Annotated in this window: 18 protein-coding genes, 1 tRNA gene and 2 pseudogenes; 9 read left to right on the top strand and 12 right to left on the bottom strand. The window is 70.5% G+C overall.

Going from position 1 to position 21467, the window contains the following annotated elements; translation table 11 throughout:
* The first annotated feature begins 538 nt into the window (after nt 1-538).
* Entirely contained in the window at nt 539-793 is a 255-nt protein-coding gene (locus tag D474_RS29645) for a hypothetical protein (RefSeq protein ID WP_239647148.1), read from the top strand.
* 400 nt (nt 794-1193) lie between these two features.
* On the opposite strand, the gene D474_RS0122155 is transcribed toward D474_RS29645, so the two are convergent.
* From D474_RS0122155 to D474_RS0122145, 3 genes are all read right to left on the bottom strand, one after another.
* A tRNA-Pro gene (locus tag D474_RS0122155) sits at nt 1194-1267 on the bottom strand.
* Between the two features lie 144 nt (nt 1268-1411).
* Entirely contained in the window at nt 1412-3130 is a 1719-nt protein-coding gene (locus D474_RS0122150) for a hypothetical protein (RefSeq protein WP_239647147.1), read from the bottom strand.
* A gap of 55 nt (nt 3131-3185) precedes the next feature.
* Entirely contained in the window at nt 3186-5024 is a 1839-nt protein-coding gene (locus tag D474_RS0122145) for a hypothetical protein (protein ID WP_152476989.1), read from the bottom strand.
* Nucleotides 5025-5378: 354 nt separating this feature from the next.
* Here D474_RS0122145 and D474_RS0122140 point away from each other — a divergent pair, with 354 nt between their 5' ends.
* Together D474_RS0122140 and D474_RS0122135 are read left to right on the top strand one after the other, a co-directional pair.
* Nucleotides 5379-7139, top strand: a complete 1761-nt coding sequence (locus tag D474_RS0122140) for a TIGR03767 family metallophosphoesterase (protein ID WP_017615680.1) — start codon at nt 5379-5381, stop codon at nt 7137-7139.
* An 89-nt stretch (nt 7140-7228) separates the two neighbouring features.
* Nucleotides 7229-8101: a TrmH family RNA methyltransferase gene (locus tag D474_RS0122135; protein WP_017615679.1), complete on the top strand. Its 873-nt coding sequence runs from the start codon at nt 7229-7231 to the stop codon at nt 8099-8101.
* 77 nt (nt 8102-8178) lie between these two features.
* Here D474_RS0122135 and D474_RS0122130 read toward each other — a convergent pair whose 3' ends face one another.
* From D474_RS0122130 to D474_RS0122120, 3 genes are all read right to left on the bottom strand, one after another.
* Complete coding sequence (locus D474_RS0122130) at nt 8179-8775, bottom strand: class I SAM-dependent methyltransferase (RefSeq protein ID WP_017615678.1); 597 nt, start codon at nt 8773-8775, stop codon at nt 8179-8181.
* 89 nt (nt 8776-8864) lie between these two features.
* Nucleotides 8865-9299: an SRPBCC domain-containing protein gene (locus D474_RS29640; protein ID WP_017615677.1), complete on the bottom strand. Its 435-nt coding sequence runs from the start codon at nt 9297-9299 to the stop codon at nt 8865-8867.
* Nucleotides 9300-9445: 146 nt separating this feature from the next.
* A complete protein-coding gene (locus tag D474_RS0122120) occupies nt 9446-10096 on the bottom strand; it encodes a peptidoglycan-binding domain-containing protein (RefSeq protein WP_017615676.1) in 651 nt (216 codons plus the stop codon).
* A 722-nt stretch (nt 10097-10818) separates the two neighbouring features.
* On the opposite strand from D474_RS0122120, the gene D474_RS32405 reads away from it, so the two are divergent.
* Complete coding sequence (locus D474_RS32405; RefSeq protein WP_017615674.1) at nt 10819-10992, top strand: hypothetical protein; 174 nt, start codon at nt 10819-10821, stop codon at nt 10990-10992.
* A 103-nt stretch (nt 10993-11095) separates the two neighbouring features.
* Here D474_RS32405 and D474_RS0122105 read toward each other — a convergent pair whose 3' ends face one another.
* Nucleotides 11096-11737 carry a dienelactone hydrolase family protein gene (locus D474_RS0122105; protein WP_017615673.1) on the bottom strand — a complete coding sequence of 214 codons (642 nt, stop codon included), beginning with the start codon at nt 11735-11737 and terminating at the stop codon, nt 11096-11098.
* A gap of 138 nt (nt 11738-11875) precedes the next feature.
* Here D474_RS0122105 and D474_RS29635 point away from each other — a divergent pair, with 138 nt between their 5' ends.
* Nucleotides 11876-12538 carry a DUF4397 domain-containing protein gene (locus D474_RS29635; RefSeq protein WP_161628699.1) on the top strand — a complete coding sequence of 221 codons (663 nt, stop codon included), beginning with the start codon at nt 11876-11878 and terminating at the stop codon, nt 12536-12538.
* Between the two features lie 41 nt (nt 12539-12579).
* On the opposite strand, the gene D474_RS0122095 is transcribed toward D474_RS29635, so the two are convergent.
* The 3 genes from D474_RS0122095 to D474_RS32835 are packed head-to-tail and all read right to left on the bottom strand — an operon-like array spanning nt 12580 to nt 15790.
* Nucleotides 12580-14193 (bottom strand): amidohydrolase, encoded by a 1614-nt coding sequence (locus D474_RS0122095; protein ID WP_017615671.1) that lies wholly within the window; start codon nt 14191-14193, stop codon nt 12580-12582.
* Nucleotides 14190-15629: a cytosine permease gene (locus tag D474_RS0122090; RefSeq protein WP_017615670.1), complete on the bottom strand. Its 1440-nt coding sequence runs from the start codon at nt 15627-15629 to the stop codon at nt 14190-14192. Before D474_RS0122090 ends, D474_RS0122095 begins: the two co-directional genes overlap by 4 nt.
* Nucleotides 15626-15790: a hypothetical protein gene (locus D474_RS32835; RefSeq protein WP_017615669.1), complete on the bottom strand. Its 165-nt coding sequence runs from the start codon at nt 15788-15790 to the stop codon at nt 15626-15628. Before D474_RS32835 ends, D474_RS0122090 begins: the two co-directional genes overlap by 4 nt.
* Nucleotides 15791-15901: 111 nt before the next feature.
* Here D474_RS32835 and D474_RS0122080 point away from each other — a divergent pair, with 111 nt between their 5' ends.
* Nucleotides 15902-16522, top strand: coding sequence for a TetR/AcrR family transcriptional regulator (locus D474_RS0122080; RefSeq protein ID WP_017615668.1), 621 nt, complete (start codon nt 15902-15904; stop codon nt 16520-16522).
* A gap of 39 nt (nt 16523-16561) precedes the next feature.
* Here the strand turns inward: D474_RS0122080 and D474_RS0122075 are convergent, their stop codons facing one another.
* Complete coding sequence (locus tag D474_RS0122075) at nt 16562-17884, bottom strand: MFS transporter (RefSeq protein WP_051051073.1); 1323 nt, start codon at nt 17882-17884, stop codon at nt 16562-16564.
* Nucleotides 17881-19575 carry a class I adenylate-forming enzyme family protein gene (locus D474_RS0122070; protein WP_017615666.1) on the bottom strand — a complete coding sequence of 565 codons (1695 nt, stop codon included), beginning with the start codon at nt 19573-19575 and terminating at the stop codon, nt 17881-17883. The genes D474_RS0122075 and D474_RS0122070 overlap by 4 nt, the downstream gene beginning before the upstream one ends.
* Before the next feature lie 177 nt (nt 19576-19752).
* Between D474_RS0122070 and D474_RS0122065 the strand changes: the two genes are divergently transcribed.
* From D474_RS0122065 to D474_RS33625, 3 genes and pseudogenes are all read left to right on the top strand, one after another.
* Complete coding sequence (locus tag D474_RS0122065) at nt 19753-20355, top strand: TetR/AcrR family transcriptional regulator (RefSeq protein WP_017615665.1); 603 nt, start codon at nt 19753-19755, stop codon at nt 20353-20355.
* A 166-nt stretch (nt 20356-20521) separates the two neighbouring features.
* Nucleotides 20522-20752, top strand: a pseudogene (locus D474_RS33630) (DUF2157 domain-containing protein); the annotation flags it as partial.
* 112 nt (nt 20753-20864) lie between these two features.
* A pseudogene (locus D474_RS33625) lies at nt 20865-21467 on the top strand (DUF2157 domain-containing protein); the annotation flags it as partial.

Genomic DNA, 21467 nt, shown 5'->3' with positions numbered 1-21467 from the left:
CCGATGGGCCTCCCGGGCTCAGCTTCGGCCGGGCACTGGCTCACGCCCTCGTTATCCCGTTCCGCTCTCCGGGTCAATGTGCTCGTTCAGACGGTGAGCCGTGCGTCTCCCACTACCCAGGAGCCCGACACGAAAACGACGTGAACGAAACTGAAAATCTTCAATCATCCTTTGCAAAAGATGGAGGAAGAACATGAGGAGAGGTGCACGTTACAGCTGCGAACAGCAGTGTGGGGGCATCCGGACACAAACGTCCTTGACCTTTTTTATTATCTGCCCGAGCTCCGGACATGCGCTCAGCGCATTTGACAATCCTCGAGGTCGGCCCATAAGAGCTTCTGGAGCGAGCCACGCACAGCGAGGCGGCCACGCTGCAGCCGCACGTCCGCCTTCAGATCCACGCCGGGGGGGGCGCTGAATGCCGGCTCATGACCTCGGGCCAGAGCCAGGAAGATATTGCACCTGTGCTCTGTGTACCGTCCGCCGGTTTCGGGCAGGGGCTCTTGAGAGTGAGAAAGCGCTGACCCAGGAGGTTGTCATGGCAGACGCAGAGAGCCCGCTCAAGGACAAGAACTACAACTTGATCTGGGCGGTCCACCAGTCATTGGAGAACGTGTGGCGCTTGGACAGCTACATCAAAGACGCGGAGAGGCAGGGGGACGACGAGCTCGTGCGCTGGTTCCGCCGATCCAGGAGAATAACCAGAAGGCTGGTGAGCAAGGAAAGAAAATGCTCATCGACCGCATTCAGAAGGAAAAAGGTTGAGCCCGTTTTCCTCGGACGGTTCGGATGAATTGCGCTCCGGGCCGCGGTCGCCCCATCGCGCACGAAGCACACCCTGGGCGACGTGTTCGTAGTAACCCTGCCGGACACACCGAGCAGCGAGGTCGAGCGGGAGACGGGGTGGTGCGCCTGTTCCTAGTCGATCAGCCGGTGGATCACCAGAAAGCTGTGGCCTTGAGCAGGGTCTCGCGTCCCGCTCGGAGTTGGGCGTTCTCGCGGCGCGGGCGGGACAGCTCGCTCTTGATCGTCGCTGGTGGGCGCCCTCGATCTGGCCGGTGTCGATCCGGGCCTGTTCGAGGACGACCTGGACGGAGCGCCCACTGCCCCGGTCCAGCCCCGCTTCCACTCCACCTGGACGGCAAAAAGGGCCCACCGGATGGTGGGCCCTTCGATGACCTGCTGCTTCTGTGTCGGGACGGCGGGATTTGAACCCACGACCCCTTGACCCCCAGTCAAGTGCGCTACCAAACTGCGCCACGTCCCGGCGGTTGCTGCGCCGTGTGCGGCGACCGACAGGACACGACTCTATCGCACTCGCGGGGGCGCTCGAACCAGTCAGAACCGGGTCCCCGCAGGCCGGGCGTGCGTTCCGGCCCCGTCCCACGAAGGCGTTCCGTCGCCACCCGGGTCAAGGGACGAACGCCCGCAGGATCTGGGACTCCCCGTCCTCCATCGAGACCACGAGCGCACCCGGGACCTTCACGAGGCCGGACAGGTGCTCGGTCTCCCCCGGGAGCACGATCTCGTCGTACAGGCTGGTGGTCTCGCCGAAGGGCGCGACCACCAGCCCCGCATGACCGTCGTGCTCCGGATCGCCGCCCTCCGCGATGACCACGGCCTCGTCGAGCACGGCGATCCTGTCGCCACCGACCTTGGCGTCGAGGTACACGTCCTCGACCGCTGCCGAGTCGGTGATCTCCCCCGAGGTGTCCACCCGGTGGAACGTGGTCTGCAGGTCTCGGCCGCCGGTGCCGGCCGCGATCACGGCTCCGTCCGCGTCGACTTGGGCGGGCCCGATGAGGTCCTCGCTCGCTTCGAGCTCCTCGGGCAACGCGACGAGCTCCTCGCCGGTGTCGGCGCCGAGCACCACGGTGCGCCCGTCGGGGCCGTTCCCGACGACGACCGCGGGGGCACCCGGGGCATCGGCGAGGCGGGGGCGTTCGTTCTCGCCCGGGTCGAACCGCTCCGTACGCCAGAGCTCGCTCTCCTCCTCCAGGTCCACCGCCACGACCATGACCTCGACCTCGGAATCGGGGAAACCGAAGGGGTCCCCGGACGCGACCGCCGACTCGGTGTGCTCCTCGTCGACGCAGCCGACCACGCCCGCCAGCCGGTGGCCGTAGCCCTCGGTGCGGTGGACGACGCAGTTCTCGGGCAGCGACAGGGTCTCGTGCACCATCTCCTCGCTGTGCTCACCGGGCCGGGCGACCGACGGGCGAGGGGCACCGGAGACCTCATCGACCAGCGCACCGGTCTCCGTGTGCAGTCGGGCGGTCTCGAAGTGATCGCCGCCCTCGAACTGGGCCATGCTGAGGTCCTCGTTGGTGTCGTCCTCGGTCCGGGGCCGGTGGCGCACGTGGACGTGGCCGTCCTCGGTCCACACGTGGGTGACGACGTCGTACGGGCGCCGGTAGGACCACAGCTCGGTGCCGTCCGTTCCGTCCAGGGCCACGGCCCCGTCGCCGAGCAGCACGATCGGCCCGTGCCGTCCGGCCTCCACCCCGGTGATGTCGGTGTCCATGGGCGGCCGCCACGACCACCCCTCTTCGGAGACGTCGGCCGGAACAGGGGCGGGGTCACCCTCGGCGCCGCCCTCCCGGTGCGGCACCCAGGGCACGACGAGCTGGGCGACCAGCGCGCCGGCCAGTGCCACCGCCAGCACACCCGCGCCGGAGTACAGCGTGCTCCAGCGGAACGGCCTCGGATCGGCCCTGCCCGAACCGGACAGCACGAGCGCGCAGCCGATCACGGTCGCGCACGCCACCAGCCACAGGTGCACGGCGGACGGTGAGGGATCGAAGGACCACCGGCTGTCCGTGGTGGCGGCGAAGGTGTCCCGCGGGAAGGCCATCCAGGCCGCGAGCAGCCCGGCGCCGATCGCCCAGGACATCCCGAACAGGTACCCGCCCCTGGTCCGCTCTGTGCCGGGCCTCTCCACCACGCCGAACACGAGGACGAGGGCGGCGACCAGGCAAGAGAGCATCCACCAGCCCCCGGTCCCCTCGAACACGTCCCCGTCGGCCACGGTGACCAACACCGCGGCCCACAGGAGGGCTCCGGCCAGCAGCCCCACGCCCGACCACACGAGCGCGTTCCGCACCCGTCCGTGCTGTTGCTCCCCTGTCACGGGGTTCCTCCGTCCTCAATGTCCGCTGTGCCGACGTAGAACCCAGCGGACGCGTTCACGGCGTCAGCCCCCGGACCGCTCCTTCGGTGCGGATCTCGTCCGGGTCCCCGACCTCTGGCTCGTCCGCCTCGGCGACCGCCACGACCGCACCGGGCACCGGGACGAGTGCACTCCAACCGACGTCCCCCTCCTGCTCGTCCAGCCGGATGCGTTCGTCGGTGGCGGCGTCCCTCCGTTGGCCGAACTCTGTTACGGCGACGGTGGGGTGGTCTTGCCAACGGATGATGAAGAGGACCGTCTCGTCGAGGACCGCGGTGGAGTGCCCGATACCGTTCAAGCGGTCGGGGGCGTTCTCGACCGTTTCCAGCACGTCCCCCTGTGGGCCGACGCGTTCGAACACGGGTTCCTCACCTCTACCTCTACGCTCGACCGAATAGGTCACGCTCTCGCTGTCGCCACCGAGGTACCCGTGGAAGCGCGTGCGCTCCTCACTGAGGTTCTCGGGCAGGGTGAAGACGTCCTCGCCCGTGGCGAGGTCGAGCACCGCCCCGTCCCACGTTCGGCCTTCCAACCCCACAAGGAGGACCGAGGAGGCGCCGACGGCAGGGCCGCCGAAGTAGATGCCGGAACTGTCCTTGTCGGGGAAGGTCCACGTACGCTCCCACACCTGCTCGCCCGTCTCGGGGGCGAGTGCCCGGACGACGTGATCCCTGTCGACCGGTTCGTCGGCCTCAATGTCCCCGGGGTCGTCATCCTCAGTGTCCTCGACCTCGTCCTCGTCCCGGCAGGTGTCGATGGAGATCAGCAGGCCGTGGCGCAGTTGCGTGTCCACGCCCCGGCATGAGCGTCCCTCAGGAGCCCGGGGCACGGACCACCGCTCCACCCCGGTGCCGACCTCCTCCGACACCAGCTGCGTGTCCGGGTCGACCAAGCCGTCCCTTTCGGAACGGATCACGTGCTCGGCCGTGCGTGCCACCACGTCCTCGTCCGGGTCGCCGCTGAGTTCGTCGCGGGCTTCAGCGTCGTCCTCGCTCAGCTGTGCAATCCCCTGGAGCCCGGGTTCGGGCGCACCGCTGTCGAGGGCGAGCACGTCGACGAGTGGGCCTTCCGTGCCGACCGCGGGGACCCGGGAGACGATGACGTGGTCGCCGTCCACCCACACCTCGAAGTGCGGGGCGTAGGGGCGGCGGTAGGACCAGATCTCGCTGCCGTCGGTTCCGTCCAGGGAGACAACCCCGTCGGTGAGCACCACGAGCGGGCCGTGTGAACCCTCCTCGACCCGTAGGACGGAGCTTCCGAGCTCGGGTTCCCACTCCCAACCGACCTCTTCGACGCGCTCGGGCACCGGGGCCGGCTCCCCCAGTTCCGACGGCTCGTCGGCGACCTCGTGCCGCGGCTGAGGGAAGTGCACGATGTTGACGAGACCGCCCGTCAGGACGACCGCCAGGGATCCGGCTGCGAAGGCCGGGAACGTGCGCGCGAGCGGCTGAGGGGAGGGGCGCTCGGCCGCGGCCGTCAGCAGGAGCAACCCGGCTGCGACTGCACAGGCGACCAGCCACGTGTTGGCCTGGACCGGGCCGACCGTCGCCATGTCTTCGTCCCACCCGGGATAGGCGAGCGCGGCCAGACCGGTTCCGACTGCGGCCATGATGAGCGCGGGCACCAGACAGCCGGTTCCGCGCGGCTCGGTCGCGGGGTCGGGCTCGCCCACGCGCCACCGGACCGCAATGCCGAGAACGGAGAGGCCGAGGAACCAGGACAGGGCCGTTCCCAGCCCCGCCCATTCGGTCATGCCCTCCTCCGGGGCTCCGATGGACAGGACCACCCCCAACGGCGACCAGGCCAGCGCCCCGGCGATGAGGCCGAGACCCACCCATGCGATCGCAGCTCGCACACGCTGCCCTCGTGACACCCGTGTCCCATCCGTTCCGTGAACGCCGTGGCCACATCCGGCCAGACGTGAAAGAGATTCATGTTCGTGACGGCCCGCCCAGGCGCGCACGAACGCGGGGGTACACACCGGGGAACCGCAGGTGGACGGTGTTCCCGCACCGGTGCACGCCGTTGCCGCGCGTACCCGGGACCGGAAAAGACCGAACCCGGGATCTTACCCAGCGGCAATCCCGGACGTTCCGGGCGGGGGTACCGCAAGGGCGCGGGCACCCGTTGCCGCGCGGGCCCCGCTCCCCTTGAATGTCCAGCGCCCCCGTTCCCTCCTGGCCCCGCTCGGGGCCGTAAGGACCCCCGTATGGCTTCTCTGCACCGCCGCGGCTTCCTGGCCGCCGGGGCGGGCCTGGGCCTGTCCCTGGGCCTGCCCCTGCCCGTGTCCGCCGCGACCCACGACCGCCTGATGCGCCGGACGCTGGACCGCGTGACCGACCCGGAGGGCACCACCCTGGCAGAGGTCGCCACCCCGACCGGTGACGGCTACCGGCTGCTGTCCTCCGGGCCCGGCTGGCCGATCGAGGTGCGCGAGGACCTGGTGGAGGCCGAGCCCGACCGGGACGAGCGGCGTGAGCCTCTGACCGCGTTCGTGCAGTTCACCGACACCCACGTCATCGACGTGCAGAGCCCGCTCCGGTTCGAGTACACCCACCCGATCCTGGGAACCGGAGCGCACCGCCCCCAGGAGGCCCTGGCCCAGATCGGCGCCTCTGCCCTGGTGCAGCGGGTCAACGCGCTCCGGTCCGGGCCGGTGACCGGGCGCGCGTTCGACTTCGTCATGACCACCGGCGACAACACCGACAACCAGGAGCAGATCGAGCTCGACTGGCTCATGAGGCTGCTCAACGGCGGTGCGGTCACGCCCAACACCGGCGACCCGTCCGTGTTCGAGGGGGTGCAGAACTCCGGGGCGGAGCTGTACTGGCAACCCGAGAGCGAGGTGTCCGACCGGTACAAGTCGGAGGCCGGGTTCCCGCACCTGCCGGGTTTCCTGGAGGCGGCGATGGCGGAGTTCAGCGCCCCGGGGTTGGACGTGCCCTGGTACTGCACGATCGGCAACCACGACAACACCCCGTCCGGAACGCTGCCCGCGGGCCTGCTGACGGAGGCCTTCACCGGCGACCGCAAGATCATGTTCGCCGAGGGGGACGCGGCCGAGCAGGCGGCGGCCGCACAGTCCGACCCCGACCAGGTGGGTGAGCTGCCCGAGGCGGTGGCGCACCAGGAGGAGGTCGACACCGCCGGTTCCACGACGATCGTGTCCACCGTGACCCCGGACGAGCGTCGGGCGCCGTTCGACACCGAGGGGTTCGTCGCCGCACACCTGGACGAGGCCAACACCGGTCCCGGTCCGGTGGGGCACGGGTTCTCCGAGGCCAACGCCGACGGCACGGACTGCTTCTACACCTTCACGATCGCCGAGGGGGTGACCGGCATCAGCATGGACACCACGACGCTGGCCGGGCTCGCCAACGGTTCCATCGGCAAGCACCAGTTCGACTGGGTGGAGCAGACACTGCGCTCTGCGAGCTCGACCTACTACGACCGGCTCGGTCGGCAACAGACCCAGGATGTGAGCGACGAGCTGTTCATCCTGTTCAGCCACCACTCGAGCGACACGATGAACAACCCGCTGCCGGACAGCCGCCGGCCGGGCGAGGTGCGCTACATCGGCGAGATCCTGGTGGGGATGCTCAACCGGTACCCGAACGTTCTGGCTTGGGTGAACGGGCACACGCACGCCAACAACGTGCGGGCGCACACCTCCGACCGCCCCGAGCGCGGGTTCTGGGAGATCAACACCGCCTCGCACATCGATCACCCGCAGCTTGCTCGCTGCATCGAGCTGGTCGACAACCAGGACGGGACGATGTCGCTCTTCACGACTCTGATCGAGGCGGACAGCCCGTACCGGGTGGATCACGGCGACTTCTCCCCCGCCGGGCTGGCTTCGCTCTACCGGGAGCTGTCGCTCAACGACATCCACGCCGACGAGGCGAATCTGGGCGAGGCGGGCGACCGGAACGTGGAGCTGCTGGTGCCGGCCCACCACCCCGGCCGCTGACACCGGGCGCCGGATGCCCCGCGAACGCCCCTGTCCGGGGATCGCGGGGCGCCGGTGGCCCCGGCGCCACCTGGTAATCTCCGGTGCCTATGACCAGATCACGCCCTTCCCGCGACCGCCGTCCCTCGGACCCTACCGGCGACAAACGGGTCACCACGCGCAACGCCACGTTCCAGCAGTGGGAGACGCTGCTGCACAACCGGACCAAGCGGCACCGGTCCGGGGCGATCCTGGTGCAGGGCGTGCGGCCGATCTCCATGGCGGTCGAGGCCGGGTGGACGGTGCGTTCCTGGCTGTACCGGGCCGAGGGGCGCCTGTCGGACTGGGCGCAGGAGACACTGCGGTCGGTGCGGGCGACGCGTTACGCGGTCGCCGACGAGCTCATGCGCGAGCTCGGCGACAAGGAGGAACCGCCCGAGCTGCTCGCCGAGATCGAGACCCCCGAGGACGACCTGTCACGGATCCGGGTGGGCCCCGACTTCCTGGGTGTGGTGCTGGACCGACCCACGAGCCCCGGCAACATCGGTTCCGTGGTGCGCTCGGTCGACGCCCTGGGCGGATCGGCCGTGATCGTTGGCGGGCACGCCGCGGACCCCTACGACCCGAAGGCGGTGCGGGCGAGCACGGGGTCGCTGTTCGGGGTGCCCGTGGTGCGCGCAGCCTCGGCCCGGGAGGTGCTGGCCTGGGTGGAGCAGGTGCGTGCCGGTGGTGTGCCGCTGCGCCTGGTGGCCACCGACGAGGCCGGCGCGGCCGAGCTGGCCGAGCACGACCTGCGCGGCCCGACGCTGGTGCTCACCGGCAACGAGACGACCGGTCTGAGCAACCGGTGGCGCGAGGAGGCCGAGGACCTGGTGTGCATCCCCATGGGCGGTAGCGCCAGTTCGCTCAACGCCGCCTCGGCGACCACGGTGGTGCTGTACGAGGCCTCGCGCCAGCGGCGCGGCGGCCGCGGTCCCGCCTGAGGCTGCGCTCGGCGGGGGCGGGCCGGGCAGGCGGGGCGGTGAGCCTGCGAGACCTGTGTGCCCCGCGCCCTTCGGGTTCAGGCCGAGCGGTGGGCGCGCAGGACCACGTCGTGCGTGTGCTCGGTGCCCTCGGGTGCGCTGTCCACGCGGGGGCGGACCCCGTCGGCCTCGACGGTCCACCCCTCGCCCAGGAAGGCGGCGAACTCCGAGGGCTGGTAGAAGTCGCCCTGGTCGGAGTCCCCGGCCCCCTGGGCCTGGAGCCCGCTCATCTCGTGGCCGGCCACGAGCAGCGTCCCGCCCGGTGCGACGGCCTCCACGAGCCCGCGCAGGGCGGGGTGCCCCTTTTCGCGCAGGAGCGGGAAGTAGTGCAGGGACACCAGGTCGTAGGCGCCCGGTTCCGGGGGCTCCTTCGCGATGTCCTGGTGGCGCAGGTCCACGGGCAGGTCCCGGCACAGTTCGCGGGCACGGGCGAGGGCGACGCGGGAGAGGTCGACACCGGTGACGGTCCAGCCGTGTTCGGCGAGCCAGTGCGCGTCGCCGCCCTCGCCGCACCCGACGTCGAGGGCGCGCCCGGGTTGCAGGTCGGCCGCCTCGCTGACCAGGACCCCGTTGGGGCGGCCGCTCCAGACCTGCCCGTTCTCGCCGTACTTGTCGTCCCAGAACTTCTCGTCCACGTCGTCTCCCCGTCCTCGTACGTCGTTCCGGCCATGGTGCACCGGACGGGTGCGGGTCGGGGGACGTTGTTGACGGCCTGGCAAGAAGATCAGACCGGTTCGGTGCCGAGTTCGTCGAGGAGTTCACCGAGCGCCGCGAGGCAGTGCTCCCAACCTTCTTCCACCTGTTCGGCCCAGGCGGCGGAGTCGAAGGTGTGGGTGAAGGTGAACCGGCAGCCGGACCCGTCGGGTTCCAGGACCAGGTCGATCCGGTGGTCACCGGTCTCGTCGTCGAACTCCTCGAAGGAGAACGCGCGCGGCGGGTCGGCCTCCACGACCTCGGCGGACACGACGTTTCCCTCCTCGTCGCGGAAGGCGATGGCACCCCCTGGCCCGAGGTCGAGGTTGTCGACCGTCATCGGGTACCAGCGGCCCAGGAGCCCGGGGTCGGTCACCGCACGCCACACCTGCTCCGGTGGGCTGTCGTAGCTCCGGTGGAAGGTCAGTTGCCACCGGTCTCCGGCGCGGTGGAGTTGCTCGCTCATGGCCGTGTCCTCCCTGGACTCATGGCGGCCCGAAGCCAGCCCTCGGGCCGCTGACCTGGACGTTCCCCCGCGCGGATGGTGTCAAGCGCGGGCCGGACCGCGCCCCCGTGCGCGGTCCGGCCCAGTCGGAAGGTGTGGTCGGAGCACTACTCGACCGTCACCAGGGCGCGGTAGGTGACCTCGCCGGCCAAGCCGTCGACGCACTCCTGCTCGCTGACGTCGACCTCGGGGCACACCTCGTTGGCCTGGAAGTCCTCCACTGCCGCCTCGGTGACGGGGCCGTAGTGTCCGTCGTCCCCGCCCTCGTCCAGGTAGCCGTGGTGGATCAGCAGGTACTGGACGCTCTCCACGCCGACACCGGTGTCGTCGATGGTGTAGAACGCGCCGTTGGCGGGGCCCCAGCCGAAGGCCCCGGTGACGAACTGCCCGTCGGAGAAGTGGCCCCACAGCTCTTCCTTGATCTCGCCGTGCTCGCCGAGGCCGCGGTCGGCCTGGTAGTCGAGCAGAGCATCGGAGACCGGTTGGGTGAGGTCCTCGGTGGGGTCCTCGGGCCAGTACGGCTCGCCGGCGTCGTCGGTCTCGGCGGTCAGGTAGTTGGTGACCGCGTAGACGTTGGCGTGGCTGTCACCGACGGCGTACTCGGTCCAGGGCGTGTCCATGATCTGGGGCGCCTGGGCCGGTTCGATGGGGCGCTCCTCCGCAGAAGCGGCGGTGGCCCCGTAGAGGCCCCCGCCGAGAAGTGCGGCGGTGGCCGCGGCGACGCCGGAGACCTTGGCGGTGGTGCTGAACGAACGCATGAGTACTACCCCCGTAGTGTGATCGGTCGTTCCCTTGCACCCTGTGTGACTCATACCTCCCACACATTGGTTCACCTGCGGTTTTGCTGTGGCCACATGCGGACGTGTTCACTGTGCCGGGGCAACCTCCGGGCCGGTTCGGTGTCCGCACGGGCGGAGGGAGGGTGTCGGCGGTCTGCACGACGGCAGGAGAAGGCGATGGAGGTCGAGCACCTGATCGGTGAGGACTGGCAGTTCGCCCGGTTCCAACGGGTCCGGGACACGGTTCTGGTCGTGGCCGACACCTGGCTCCCCGACACGCGGGGCGACTGGTTCCTGACCGTCGCCTTCGAGTTGCGGCCGGCAGCCCTCACGGTCCGCCACGGGTACCTGGCCCACATCACCATCGAGGAGGTCGCACACGCCGGACCTGAACACGCCGACGCGATCGACACCGATTTCCCGACCGTGCATCGGGTGGGCGACGGGACCGGGGGACTCATCGGGTCCGTACCGGTCGAGGGTTCCGACCCCGACGACCGCCGCACGGAGATCGCCCGAGCGGGAGGACGCACCTACCTGGCGCAGGGCGGGTCCTTCTTCACCCTGCCCGGCCTGGAACCCGTCCTACCAGGCGAGGCAGGGATGACCACGTCGCGGGTGACCGAGTGGGCCGGGCGCCCGGTGGCCGTCCTGCTCCGGCAACCTTCCCGTACCGGGGGAAGACACGGGGACTGTCCTTCGTGTTCCTGGACGAGGCCACTCCCGTACGGCACGTCCTGCCCTGGACCGTGCCGCACCACCCGTTCGACCTCCTGGCCACGCCCGAGGGCACGATCATGGTCTCGTCCGCGGAAGGGGTGCACGTGGTGCGCGTCGACCCGGGCGAGACGGTGCGCTCGGCCGAGCACGCCTGAGGGCCGTCACGACAAAGGGCGGCCCCTCCCTCCCGGATCGACCCGGCGCGTATGGGCGGCCGCGGCCACGATTCGCGCCCCGGGCTGGCTCGGTCCATGCGGTTCACCCGGGCCGCAGGGTCTCGCCGAACCAGTCCATGGCAGCCGCCGCGACCTGCTCCAACGCCCCTGGTTCCTCGAACAGGTGCGTGGCCCCGGGTACCACGTGCACCCGGTGCTGCCCGCCGAGCCGAGCGGCCGCGTCCTCGTTGAGGCCGAGCACAGCGGTGTCGGCGCCACCCACCACCAGCAGCGCGGGGGCGCGTACACGTTCCAGGGCTCCCGTGCCGGCCAGGTCGGGACGCCCGCCGCGTGAGACCACACCGGCCACCCGCCCGGGCAGATCGGCTGCTGTGCGCAGAGCGGCGGCCGCTCCGGTGCTGGCACCGAACAGGCCCGCGTTCAGCCCGGCGACGGTGTCCTGTTCCGCCACCCAGCCCACGGCGCCTGACAACCGTTCGGTGAGCAGCTCGATGTCGAAGCGCTGCGCACGTTCCTGATCCTCCTCGGCCGTGAGCAGGTCGAACAGCAGGGTCGCGAAACCGGCTCCCTCGAGCTCGGCCGCCACGGCCCGGTTGCGTGAGCTGTGCCTGGAACTGCCGCTGCCGTGCGCGAACACCACCACGCCGTCCGCGCCCCGCGGGACCGCGAGCCGTCCCGGCAACTGCGCGCCCGTCAGCGGCAGTACCACCTCGTGTTCGTCCATGTGCACCGGCGTACCCCGAGCAGAGCCGGGTACAGGAGGCACCGGAGAAAACCTTCGCATATGGGTACAAACACTCAAGAAGTAACAGGAGTCCGGCACCTACGCCCCGATTCGGAGTTCACCATGCACCGTTGCGCGATGATGACCGCCGTGGCCTCGGGTTCCGCCGCCCTCGTGATGAGCGCGGGCGCCTTCGCCCCCGCCGGATGGCAGGACGTCGAGGTGTCCGTCATGCACGGCATCCCGGGCGAGAACGTCGACGTGCACGCCGACGGCGACACCGTGCTCGAGGACCTCGAACCGGGCACCGTCTCCGAACCGATCAGCATGCCCGCGGGCACCAGCGACCTCCGGGTGACCGGGGCAGGCGCCGGACCCGACGCGGAGGCCGTCGTCGAGGCCGACGAGGTCGAGTTCCACGCCGGCTCGAACTCCACGGTCGCCACCCACCTCGATGAGGAGGCCCAACCCGCCCTGACCCCGTTCGTGAACGAGACCTACGAGCTGGGCGACGACGAGGCGCGGCTGACCGTCCGCCATGTCGCGGCCGCTCCCGCGCTCGACGTGCGCACCGACGGCGAACCCGCGGTCCAAGGGCTGACAGATCCCGACGAAGAGGTACTGGAGACCGCCCCGGGCACCGTCTCCGCCGACGCGGTCGTCGCCGACACCGAGGAGACGGTACTCGAGCCCACCGACCTCGACCTGGTCGGAGGCGACAACACCCTCGTGTACGTGTGGGGCGAGGCCGAGGACGGCGGCCTCGCCCTGGCAGTCCAGAACCTGAACCTCACCGAGTGACCCGGAGGCAGGAAGCCCCGACGCCCCCGGCGTCGGGGCCGTCAGCGGTCGAGGCGGTGCACCACACGCCCGTCCACGACCGTCAGGGCCACCGGAAGGCCGGGCAGGTCGTCGGGGGCGGTCGTGAGGGGGTCTCCGACGAAGGCGGTCAGGTCCGCCCGCGCCCCTTCCCGCACGATCCCCGACGCGGCCTCCTCACCGGTCCCGTAGGCGGCCCACCGGGTGTACCCGGCCAGCGCCTGGCCCGGTGAGAGGGCCTGTTCGGGGGCGACCGCGGGCCGCATGGGCTCGCCTGCCGGGCGGCGCAGCCTGGCCCCCGCCATGATGGGCCGGGGGTCGTACGCGGCGATGGGCCAGTCCGAGCCCAGGGCCACCCGCCCGCCGGCCGCGGCGATGTCGCCGTAACGCCAGGCCCGGGGCAGGCGCTTGACCCCCACACGGCCCGACCAGTTGCCGGAGCCGTCGGAGAAGGTCCAGTCCATGTGCGTGGGCTGCATCGAGGCCACCACGTCCAGCTCGGCGAAGCGGGGCACGTCGTCGTCGTGGACCAGCTCCGCGTGCTCGATCCGGTGGCGGCCCAGGGCCGGTGGCCCCACCCGGCCGTAGGTGTCCAGGGCGTAGGTCACCGCACGGTCGCCGATCGCGTGGGTGAAGGAGGGCAGCCCCAGCCCTGCCACGGCCTGGACTGCATCGCGGTACTGCTGCGGGTCCCGCCAGATCGGCCGGTCCCCCTCCCCGTGGCAGTCGGGGTGGTGCAGCCACGCCGCTCCCCCGTCGATGGTCCCGTCGAGGAGGAACTTCACCGCCGCCGTGCGCAGGAGCCGCCCGGACCTGTTCCGGAGGTCGCGGACGATCTCCAGGGAGTCCTGGACCCGGCCTGGGAGCGCCCAGGGGGCGAGCAGCACTCGCACGGGCAGTTCGTCCCGTTCGGACATCAACTGCAGCGTCTCGACCGTGTTCGGCATCTGGTCCAGCACGTGCAGGCCGGTCAGGCCCAGCGCGTTCTGGTGTTCCATGGTCCGGCGCAGTTCCCGGGCGCAGGCCTCGACGTCCATCTCGGGCACCGCTTCCCGGGCCAGCATCACGGCGGACATCTCGCGCAGGTACCCCGTCGGTCGCCCGTCGGAGTCCACGTCGATCTCCGAGTGGTCGGCGAAGGAGACCGGGCCGGTGATGCCCGCGCGGCGCAGCCCTTCGCTGCTCAGGAGCGCGTTGTGCGCGTCCATCATGGTCAGCATCGCGGGGCGCCCTCCCACCGCCTCGTCGATGTCGTCGCGGTGCGGGATCCCGCGCTCGAACGCGTTGTAATCGGTGCCCGAGGCGATCACCCACGCGTCCTCGGGCAGGTCCGCGGAGTAGGCGCTCAGCACACTGCGCAGCTCGCCCAGGTCCTCCACGCCGGTCAGGTCCAGCCCGTGGCTCTGGGACAGGGCCATCACCGGGTGTTGGTGGGAATCGATCAGGCCCGGGGTGACCGTCATGCCCTTGCCGTCGACGACCTCCGTGCGGCGTCCGGCCAGTGCTCCCACCTCGCGGTCCGAGCCGACCGCGACGACGGTGCCGCCGCGGACGGCCACGGCCTCGGCGGCTGGGCGGTCGCGGTCCATCGTGTGCACTCGGGCCCCGCGGATCAGCAGGTCGGGGATCTCGGTCATCGGTATCCTCCCTTGTTCAACGGTTTGACGACGGTCTTGGTCAACGCGACGTGGGTCGCGGCGGTGACGGCGAAGGCGGGCAGTGAAGCCGTCAGGTAGGGGAAGAGCGGCGCGCTCTCGTAGGTCAGCGGGTTCAGCAGGGCCAGGTAGACCGCGGCACCCGCGAGCACGGACACGAAGGCCGCGGGGTTGAAACCGCGCCAGAACCCGTAGCGGGACTCCCGGTCGTCGCTGTACAGGTCCCGCAGGTGCAGAGTGCGCCGGCGCAACAGGTGGTAGTCGGCGAAGTAGACCCCGCACAGCGGCGAGACGATGAGCGACACCACCGCCAAGAACTGGAAGAACAGTTCGTAGACACCGCCGGGGAAGAAGACCATCACGCTCGCGGGGACGAGCAGCAGGGCCGAGAGCACGGGCCAGGGGAGGCGGTGGAAGCCGGTGTGCAGTCGCAGCACCGCGAGCGCACCGGAGTAGGTCTGGCCCATGATGCTGGTGATGTTGGCCAGGGCCACGAAGAGCAGGGCCAGGGCACCCAGAACGACACCGCCCACCGGGATCATCCACGTGGTGGGGTCGCTGTCGCCGAAGGCGAGCGCGGCCAGGCAGCCGATCGTGCCGGCGACGGCGCTGGCCCCGAAGAGGCCGATGAGGTTGGGCCAGAAGGCCACACGAGGTGTGGTGGTGAGCCGGGCCAGGTTCCCGACGATCGCCCACCAGGAGAGCCCGGCGCCCAGGCACACCTCGAGGGCGTTGGTGTAGTCCAGCAGCGGCACCCCGGTCGGGTCGAGCGGCTCCAGGGCAGCCAACTGCTCGGGGGTGTACTCGCGCAGGAGCACCACCAGCATCAGGAGGGTGACGGCGGCCAGGGCCGGCGCGATGAGGTTGTTGACCCGGCTCAGCGACATGGGACCGCGCAGCAGCAGGAACCAGGCGGTGGCCAGGGCGGCCAGGCACAGGCCGATGGTGACGGGGGAATCCGCCCGCAGGTCGGTCCCGAGGACCGCGTTGGCCACGTTGGTCAGGGCCCGCCCGATCATGATGGCCAGGACTGCGTTCCACGTGGCCAGCAGGAACGGCAGGAGCACCATCAGCAGGACCCGGACCCCGTTCCTCCCGAAGACGCTGCGCAGAGCCACGAACTGCTCGACCCCGTACTTGGCGGAGGGCATGCAGGTGGTCAGCGAGACGAGCACGACGCCGACGAGGTTGCCCACGACGACGGTGGCGATCGCGGCCTGGGCGCCAACGAAGAGGGCGACGCTGCCTCCGGTGAGGAAGGCCCAGGTCGCGATGGCCAGGCTGACATTGACCGAGGTGAAGTTCCAGAAGCCCCAGACCCGTTCGTGGCGCAGGAGGGGCATCCCGCCCAGTGCGGCACCGGCACGGCCGCCGGTGCCCTGCCCCGGTTCGGTGCCGGACGCGGTGGTCTCCTTCATGGCATCCCCCACCACAGCAACCACACGCTGAGCCCGAGGACGGCCAGGCTCACGAGCACGAGGTCGGGTGTGGGCAGGTCGGCGTGCGCGGGGTCTCGGGAACGGGCGGATTCGAGAACGTGCAGGCGGTGCTGCAGTTCCGCGCTCTCGTCCGGGGGCATAGGAGGCCTCCTGGTGACTAACGTTGTTAGTTGATACCGTAGAGAGCATTCCAGGATCTGTGAAGTCCCCCATGAGAAGGATCTGATGATGCGCACGGGTTGGCGGCAAGGGTGAAGAGCGGACCACGACCGGACATCACACGCGCCCTGATCGCCACGACGGCGCTGGCGGTGCTCGACGAGGAGGGCGAGCGGGCCCTCACCCTGCGGGAGGTCGCACGCCGGTTGGACGTGAAGGCCTCCTCGATCTACAACCACGTCCGGTCCAAGGCCGAGATCCTCGAGTTGGTCACCGAACTCATCTCCGGCGACACGGACCCGGCGCTGTTGGAGGACGGTGACTGGCGACAGGGGATGCGCGCCTTCGCGCTCTCCTACCGCAAGGCTTTCCTCGATCACCCCAACGCGACCGCGGTCATCGCCCGCCGTACCGTCAGCGCCCCCTCGTCACTGCGCTATTACACCGAAGCGGTCGTACGGCTGACCGGTGCGGGATGGTCGCACTCCGAGGCGCTGGAGATCGTGCTCGCGGTCGACTACCTCGTGATGGGTTCGGTCATGGTGCCGTTCTCGGCGGGGTTCGCGCGTGCCCCGGAGAGCTACCGCCCCGAGTACGAACCCCTGGCCCGGGCCGTCGAGGAGACCGACCCCGACGCCGTGGACGAACGTGTGTTCACCTCGGCGCTGGACCGTTACCTGGATGCCCTCGGGGACCCGCCCGGCGCCCCCTGAACGGGTCGGGGCCGCCGGGCGCCGGCGACACCGACCCCTTCACTTGAGCCTGAGCCCCCTCGTCTCCCGGATGAAGAGGCAGGCGATACCGGTGAAGGCGCACAGGACCATGATGTAGGCCCCGAAGACCCAGCCGATCCCCAACCCGTTGAACAACTGGTTGAGGTAGGGGGCACTCCCCCCGAACACCGCCACGGACAAGGAGTAGGCGAACCCGATCCCCTGGGTCCGTACACGTGTGGGGAAGGACTCGGTCAGGATCGCCGACATGGCCGCGGCGGGCGCCGAGACCACCAGGAGGGCGATGGTCGTCGCCAGCAGCAGCGTCCATCCGCTCGAGCTGATCAACTGGGTGAGGGGGTACTGGAGGGTGAACATGAGCCCGGCGAAGATCAGCAGCATGGGGCGCCGGCCGATCCGGTCCGACAGCAGGCCCCAGAACGGCAGCGAGACCAGGGCGACGACCTGCGCGATCACCGACATCCAGTACGCCGTGTCCGGGTCCATGCCCTGTTGGGTGATGGCGTATGTGGCGACGTAGGACGTCCACGTGTAGTGCGCGGCGGTGATACCGGAGATCATCGCGATCATGACCAGCACGGCCTTGGTGACCCGGCTGCGGTCGGCGGCCGGGTCCGCCTTCTCGGCTCCTTGTTCCTCGCTGCCCTCCCGTCCCTGGTCGGCCTCGAAGACGTCGCTCTCGTCCATGCCGCGCCGCAGGTAGAGGGCGACGACGGCGAGCAGGGCGCCCAACAGGAAGGGGATACGCCATCCCCACTCGGCGACCGCCGATTCCGAGAGCACGGTGGTGATCGCCCCGCCGAGGCTGTAGGCCAGGACGGAGCCTCCGTAGATGGCGATGAAGGCGACGCTGCCCCACATACCGCGCCGGTGGGACGGCGCGATCTCACCGACGTAGGAGTAGGCGGTGGCCGACTCCCCGCCGTGCGCGAAACCCTGGAGGACACGGGCGCTGAGCAGGATGAGCGAGGCCCAGGCGCCGATGGTCTCGTAGGTCGGCATGACCCCGATGACCATGCTTCCCGCGGCCATCATGAGCAGGGTCGTGATCAGTACGAACTTGCGTCCGCGCCGGTCCGCGATGCGTCCGAACACGATGCCGCCGAGGGGACGCATCAGGAACCCGACCGCGAAGACGGCGAGAGTGGACAGCAGCGCCGAGACCGGGTCGCCCTGGTGGAACATCACGGCGGCGATGAAGGGCGTGAAGACCGCGTAGGCGCTCCATTCGTACCACTCGAGTACGTTGCCCACCGTGCTGGCCAACAGGGACTTCTTCCTGGACCGGTGTGTGGGTCCCGGGGAGGGCGGGGGCGGCCCGGTGCCGGTGGGGGCGCTCACGTGTCGTTGCCTCCTTCTCCGCGCGAGCCGCCGACGGGGGTGTCGGGGTCGTGGTCTCGCAGGGCGCTCCGCCTGATCTTGCCGGTGACCGTCTTGGGCAGTTCCTCGACCACGTGGACCTCGCGCGGGCGCTTGTAGGCGGCGATGCGTTCTCGGGTGAACGCGAGGAGTTCCGCCTCCGTGGCCCTCGTTCCGGACGCGAGCGAGACGTGGGCGACGACCGCCTCGCCCCGGTAGTCGTCGGGGCGGCCGACCACGGCGGCCTCGTGCACGGAGGGGTGCTGGTGGAGCACGTCCTCCACCTCGCGTGGCCAGACCTTGTACCCGGACACATTGATCTGGTCCTTGAGGCGGTCGACGAGGTAGACCCACCCGTCGTGGTCGATGACGGCGACGTCCCCGGTGCGCAGGCGGCCCGAGGGAAAGGTGGCGGCCGTGGCCCCGGCGCTGCGCCAGTATCCGGGCACGACCTGGGGTCCGGACAGCTCCAGTTCGCCCTGCGAGCCGGGCGGCACAGAGCTGCCCGAGGGGTCGACGACACGCGCTCTGACGTGCGGGAGCGCCTTGCCGATGGACAGGCACCCGCTGGCCCCGTCCACCGGGGCGGCCTCGCCCGGAGGGACCGCGATGACCCCGGAGGTGCTCTCCGTCATCCCGTAGGCGTTGTGGATGTAGGCGCCGAAACGTTCCCGGAACCGTTCGACGGTGGCGGGCGGGACGGGGGCACCGCCGGAGTAGAGGGCCCGGACCGACCGGAAGCTCTCCCGTGTGGCGCGGGGGCTCTCGGACAGTGCGTTGAAGACGGTGATCGATCCGATCGTGAAGGTCACACCGTGTTCGGTGAAGGCGTCGAGCACGACCTCGGAGTGGAACCGGTTGGTGAAGACGAGTCGGCACCCGTGCAGGAGCCCCAACGCCGCGTTGATGACGGCGCCCGTGATGTGGAACAGCGGGGCGACCGCGAGTACCGCGTCGTCCCGGCCCAGCCCCACGTGCGCCCCGAAGGTCGAGGTGACCGCCAGGACGTTGGCATGGGTGTTCATCGCCCCTTTGGGCGGTCCCGTGGTTCCCGACGTGTAGGTGAGCAGGGCGAGGTCCTGGCCCGTGAGTCCGAGGCGGGGCGGGCGCCGTCCCCGGTGGTGCCCGATCAGCTGCATCAGGTCCCCGTCGGAGGAGGGGGAGGGCCGTTCTGCGGAGGTGAACACCCGGGGGTCGTCACGGGTCTGCAGGTCGCGGTCGCACGTACTCAGCAACCACCGCACCGAGCTGCCGCGCAGCGCACGGCGGGACTCCCCCACCCGGGTGTCCGCACACACGATCCCCACCGGCTCGGCATCCTCGACCAGTCGGCGCAGCTCCTCGCCCCGGTACATGGGGTTGAGCGGGAGCACGGTCGCGCCCAGTTTCCAGAGCGCCAGCATGGTCAGCACGTACTGCGGGACGTTCTGCAAGTGGACGCCGACACGGGAGCCGCGTGCGACCCCGAGCTCGGCGAGGCCGACGGCGACTGCGTCGGAGTCGTCGTCGACCTCCCGTGCGGTCATGACCCCGTCGAAGTAGACGACCGCCGGGGAGTCAGGGGCCTCGGCGACGCGTTCCCGCCACGCCTCCGGGAGGGTGCGGTGACCTTCGGTCCGCCTGTTTGCGGGCCCGTCGGGGTCGTCTGTGGTCCATGGGGGGTGCGGTGGCATGACGCGGTCCTTCCTCTGCGGGCGGCGACAGACCGGTACAGACCGAGCGGTCGGTCGGTATCCTGAAGTGTTGTGGCTCACAGAGGGAGTGTCAATACCACCGGCACCACCCACGCGAAAGGCCCGCCGTGGTGGCACCCGGTACGGTGCTCGACAGGCGACAGAAATGAGGATGCAGTGTCGGGTTCATGGCGCTCGTTCGGGGACGAACCGCTTCCGGCCCCCCTGGCCGCTGCGCTCTCGGCCTTCGCAGAGCAGGGCTACCACGGGACCAGCATCCGACGCATCGCGGAGAAGGCCCACCTGTCCGTGCCCGGTCTCTACCACCACTACCCCTCCAAGCAGGCTCTGCTGGAGGGGTTGGTCACGACTGTCATGCAGGAGCTGCTCGACCGCAGCGGGCAGGCGGTGGAGGAGGCGGGCCCGAGCGCGCAACGCCGGTTCGACCACGTGGTCGAGTGCCTGCTGCGGTTCCACATGCACCGGCGTCGGCAGGCCTTCATCGCATCCACCGAGATCCGGAGCATGAAGCCGGAGGTCAGGGACTCCTACATCGCCCTGCGCGATGAACAGCAGCGCATGCTCGACCGGATCGTCGAACAAGGTGTCGCCGAAGGGGTCTTCGCCACGGCCTACCCCCTGGACGCGAGCCGTGCAGTCACCACCATGTGTGTAGCGGTGGCGACGTGGTTCCGGCCCGACGGGGAACTCGGCCCGGACCAGGTCGTGGAACGCTACCTCTCGCTCGCGCGAGCCACCGTGAGAGCAGGATCCGCGTGACCAGCTCCGTGCCTCGCGCGGCCCCCTGAGTACGCGTGCTCAGGACACCGTCATCGCAGCGCGTTGGAATGGGACCGGCCCCGGTCACCGAAGCAGCCGCATCACGCGGCCGGATCCGGGCAGACAGCACAGGCCGGTTCGTGAGCGATGGGAAGGCGGTACCCCGGTGGAGGCGCGCGATGGCGCCCGCGCTGAGGCGTTGGGCAGACTGATCGAACAAGGGGTCATCACCCGCGGGCAGGCCGACGCGGTCGCCTCCGCCCTCGCGGCGGCCGAGGAGCGCACCGGGGCTCGCGGCCGCTGGGCGGAGGTCCTGGGTTACGTCGGCGGCGGGCTCGTTCTGGCGGCCGTGGTCACGTTCATGGCCACCGCATGGAACGTTCTGGACACCGGGGCCCGGATCACACTGCTCGCGGTGGTCGCCGCCGTGCTCGCCACCGCTGGGTTCGGGATGGCCGGCGGCCCCGCTCTGCTNCCCCCCCCGCCGGATCGGCGGTTCCCTGTTCGCTTTGGCGGCGCTCTCCACGGCCTTCGCCGCCGCCGAGGCCATGCAGGAGGTGCTGCCCTCCGGGTTCGTCCCGAGCGCGTCCATCTGGTCGGCGGCCGCCGGGCTCGTCGTTGCCGTGGCCGCCTACGCGCTGCTGCGTTCCGCGCCCGGGTTGGTGGCCGCGTGGGCCATGAGCGCGTCCCTGGCCGGTTTCGGGGTGCAGGAGGTGGCACACGAGTTCACCGACCAGTGGCAGACGGCGTCCTCGGCGGCCGGTGCAGGCCTGCTCCTGCTCGGCACCGTGGGGGTCGCCCTCGCGGTGGCGGGCGTGCTGCGCGAGCAGGGCACCGCGGTCGGGCTCGGCGCGGTCACCGCCTACACGGGCGCCCTGATCCTGCAGGCGCCGATGGACCACGTCGCCGAGCTCGCCGTCGCGGCGGGCCTGTTCGTCCTGTTCGCACTCTGGCACTCCGGGGCCCGCGGTTCCGACTCGGCGCTCGTGTTCGGGGTGATCGCCGCGACCATCGCGGTCCCCCGGCTCGTCTGGGAGCTCACCGACGGTCAGGTGTCGGCCGCCGGCGCCCTCTTCGTCGCCGGCGCCGTACTCCTCGTCGCCAGTGCGATC

It is taken from the genome of Nocardiopsis salina YIM 90010 (genome assembly GCF_000341025.1).
Classification (GTDB): Bacteria; Actinomycetota; Actinomycetes; order Streptosporangiales; family Streptosporangiaceae; genus Nocardiopsis; species Nocardiopsis salina.
The sequence above is the reverse complement of the archived record's forward strand: the minus strand, read 5'-3'. Positions and strand labels throughout refer to the sequence as shown.

What these genes read in the sequence shown, in the direction of transcription:
- D474_RS29640 (WP_017615677.1), bottom strand. Translation starts at nt 9,299, where the DNA reads ATGAGCGAGCAACTCCACCGCGCCGGAGACCGGTGGCAACTGACCTTC.
- D474_RS0122090 (WP_017615670.1), bottom strand. Translation starts at nt 15,629, where the DNA reads ATGAAGGAGACCACCGCGTCCGGCACCGAACCGGGGCAGGGCACCGGC.
- D474_RS0122120 (WP_017615676.1), bottom strand. Translation starts at nt 10,096, where the DNA reads ATGCGTTCGTTCAGCACCACCGCCAAGGTCTCCGGCGTCGCCGCGGCC.
- D474_RS0122095 (WP_017615671.1), bottom strand. Translation starts at nt 14,193, where the DNA reads ATGACCGAGATCCCCGACCTGCTGATCCGCGGGGCCCGAGTGCACACG.
- D474_RS0122140 (WP_017615680.1), top strand. Translation starts at nt 5,379, where the DNA reads ATGGCTTCTCTGCACCGCCGCGGCTTCCTGGCCGCCGGGGCGGGCCTG.
- D474_RS29645 (WP_239647148.1), top strand. Translation starts at nt 539, where the DNA reads ATGGCAGACGCAGAGAGCCCGCTCAAGGACAAGAACTACAACTTGATC.
- D474_RS29635 (WP_161628699.1), top strand. Translation starts at nt 11,876, where the DNA reads ATGATGACCGCCGTGGCCTCGGGTTCCGCCGCCCTCGTGATGAGCGCG.
- D474_RS0122070 (WP_017615666.1), bottom strand. Translation starts at nt 19,575, where the DNA reads ATGCCACCGCACCCCCCATGGACCACAGACGACCCCGACGGGCCCGCA.
- D474_RS0122135 (WP_017615679.1), top strand. Translation starts at nt 7,229, where the DNA reads ATGACCAGATCACGCCCTTCCCGCGACCGCCGTCCCTCGGACCCTACC.
- D474_RS0122105 (WP_017615673.1), bottom strand. Translation starts at nt 11,737, where the DNA reads ATGGACGAACACGAGGTGGTACTGCCGCTGACGGGCGCGCAGTTGCCG.
- D474_RS32835 (WP_017615669.1), bottom strand. Translation starts at nt 15,790, where the DNA reads ATGCCCCCGGACGAGAGCGCGGAACTGCAGCACCGCCTGCACGTTCTC.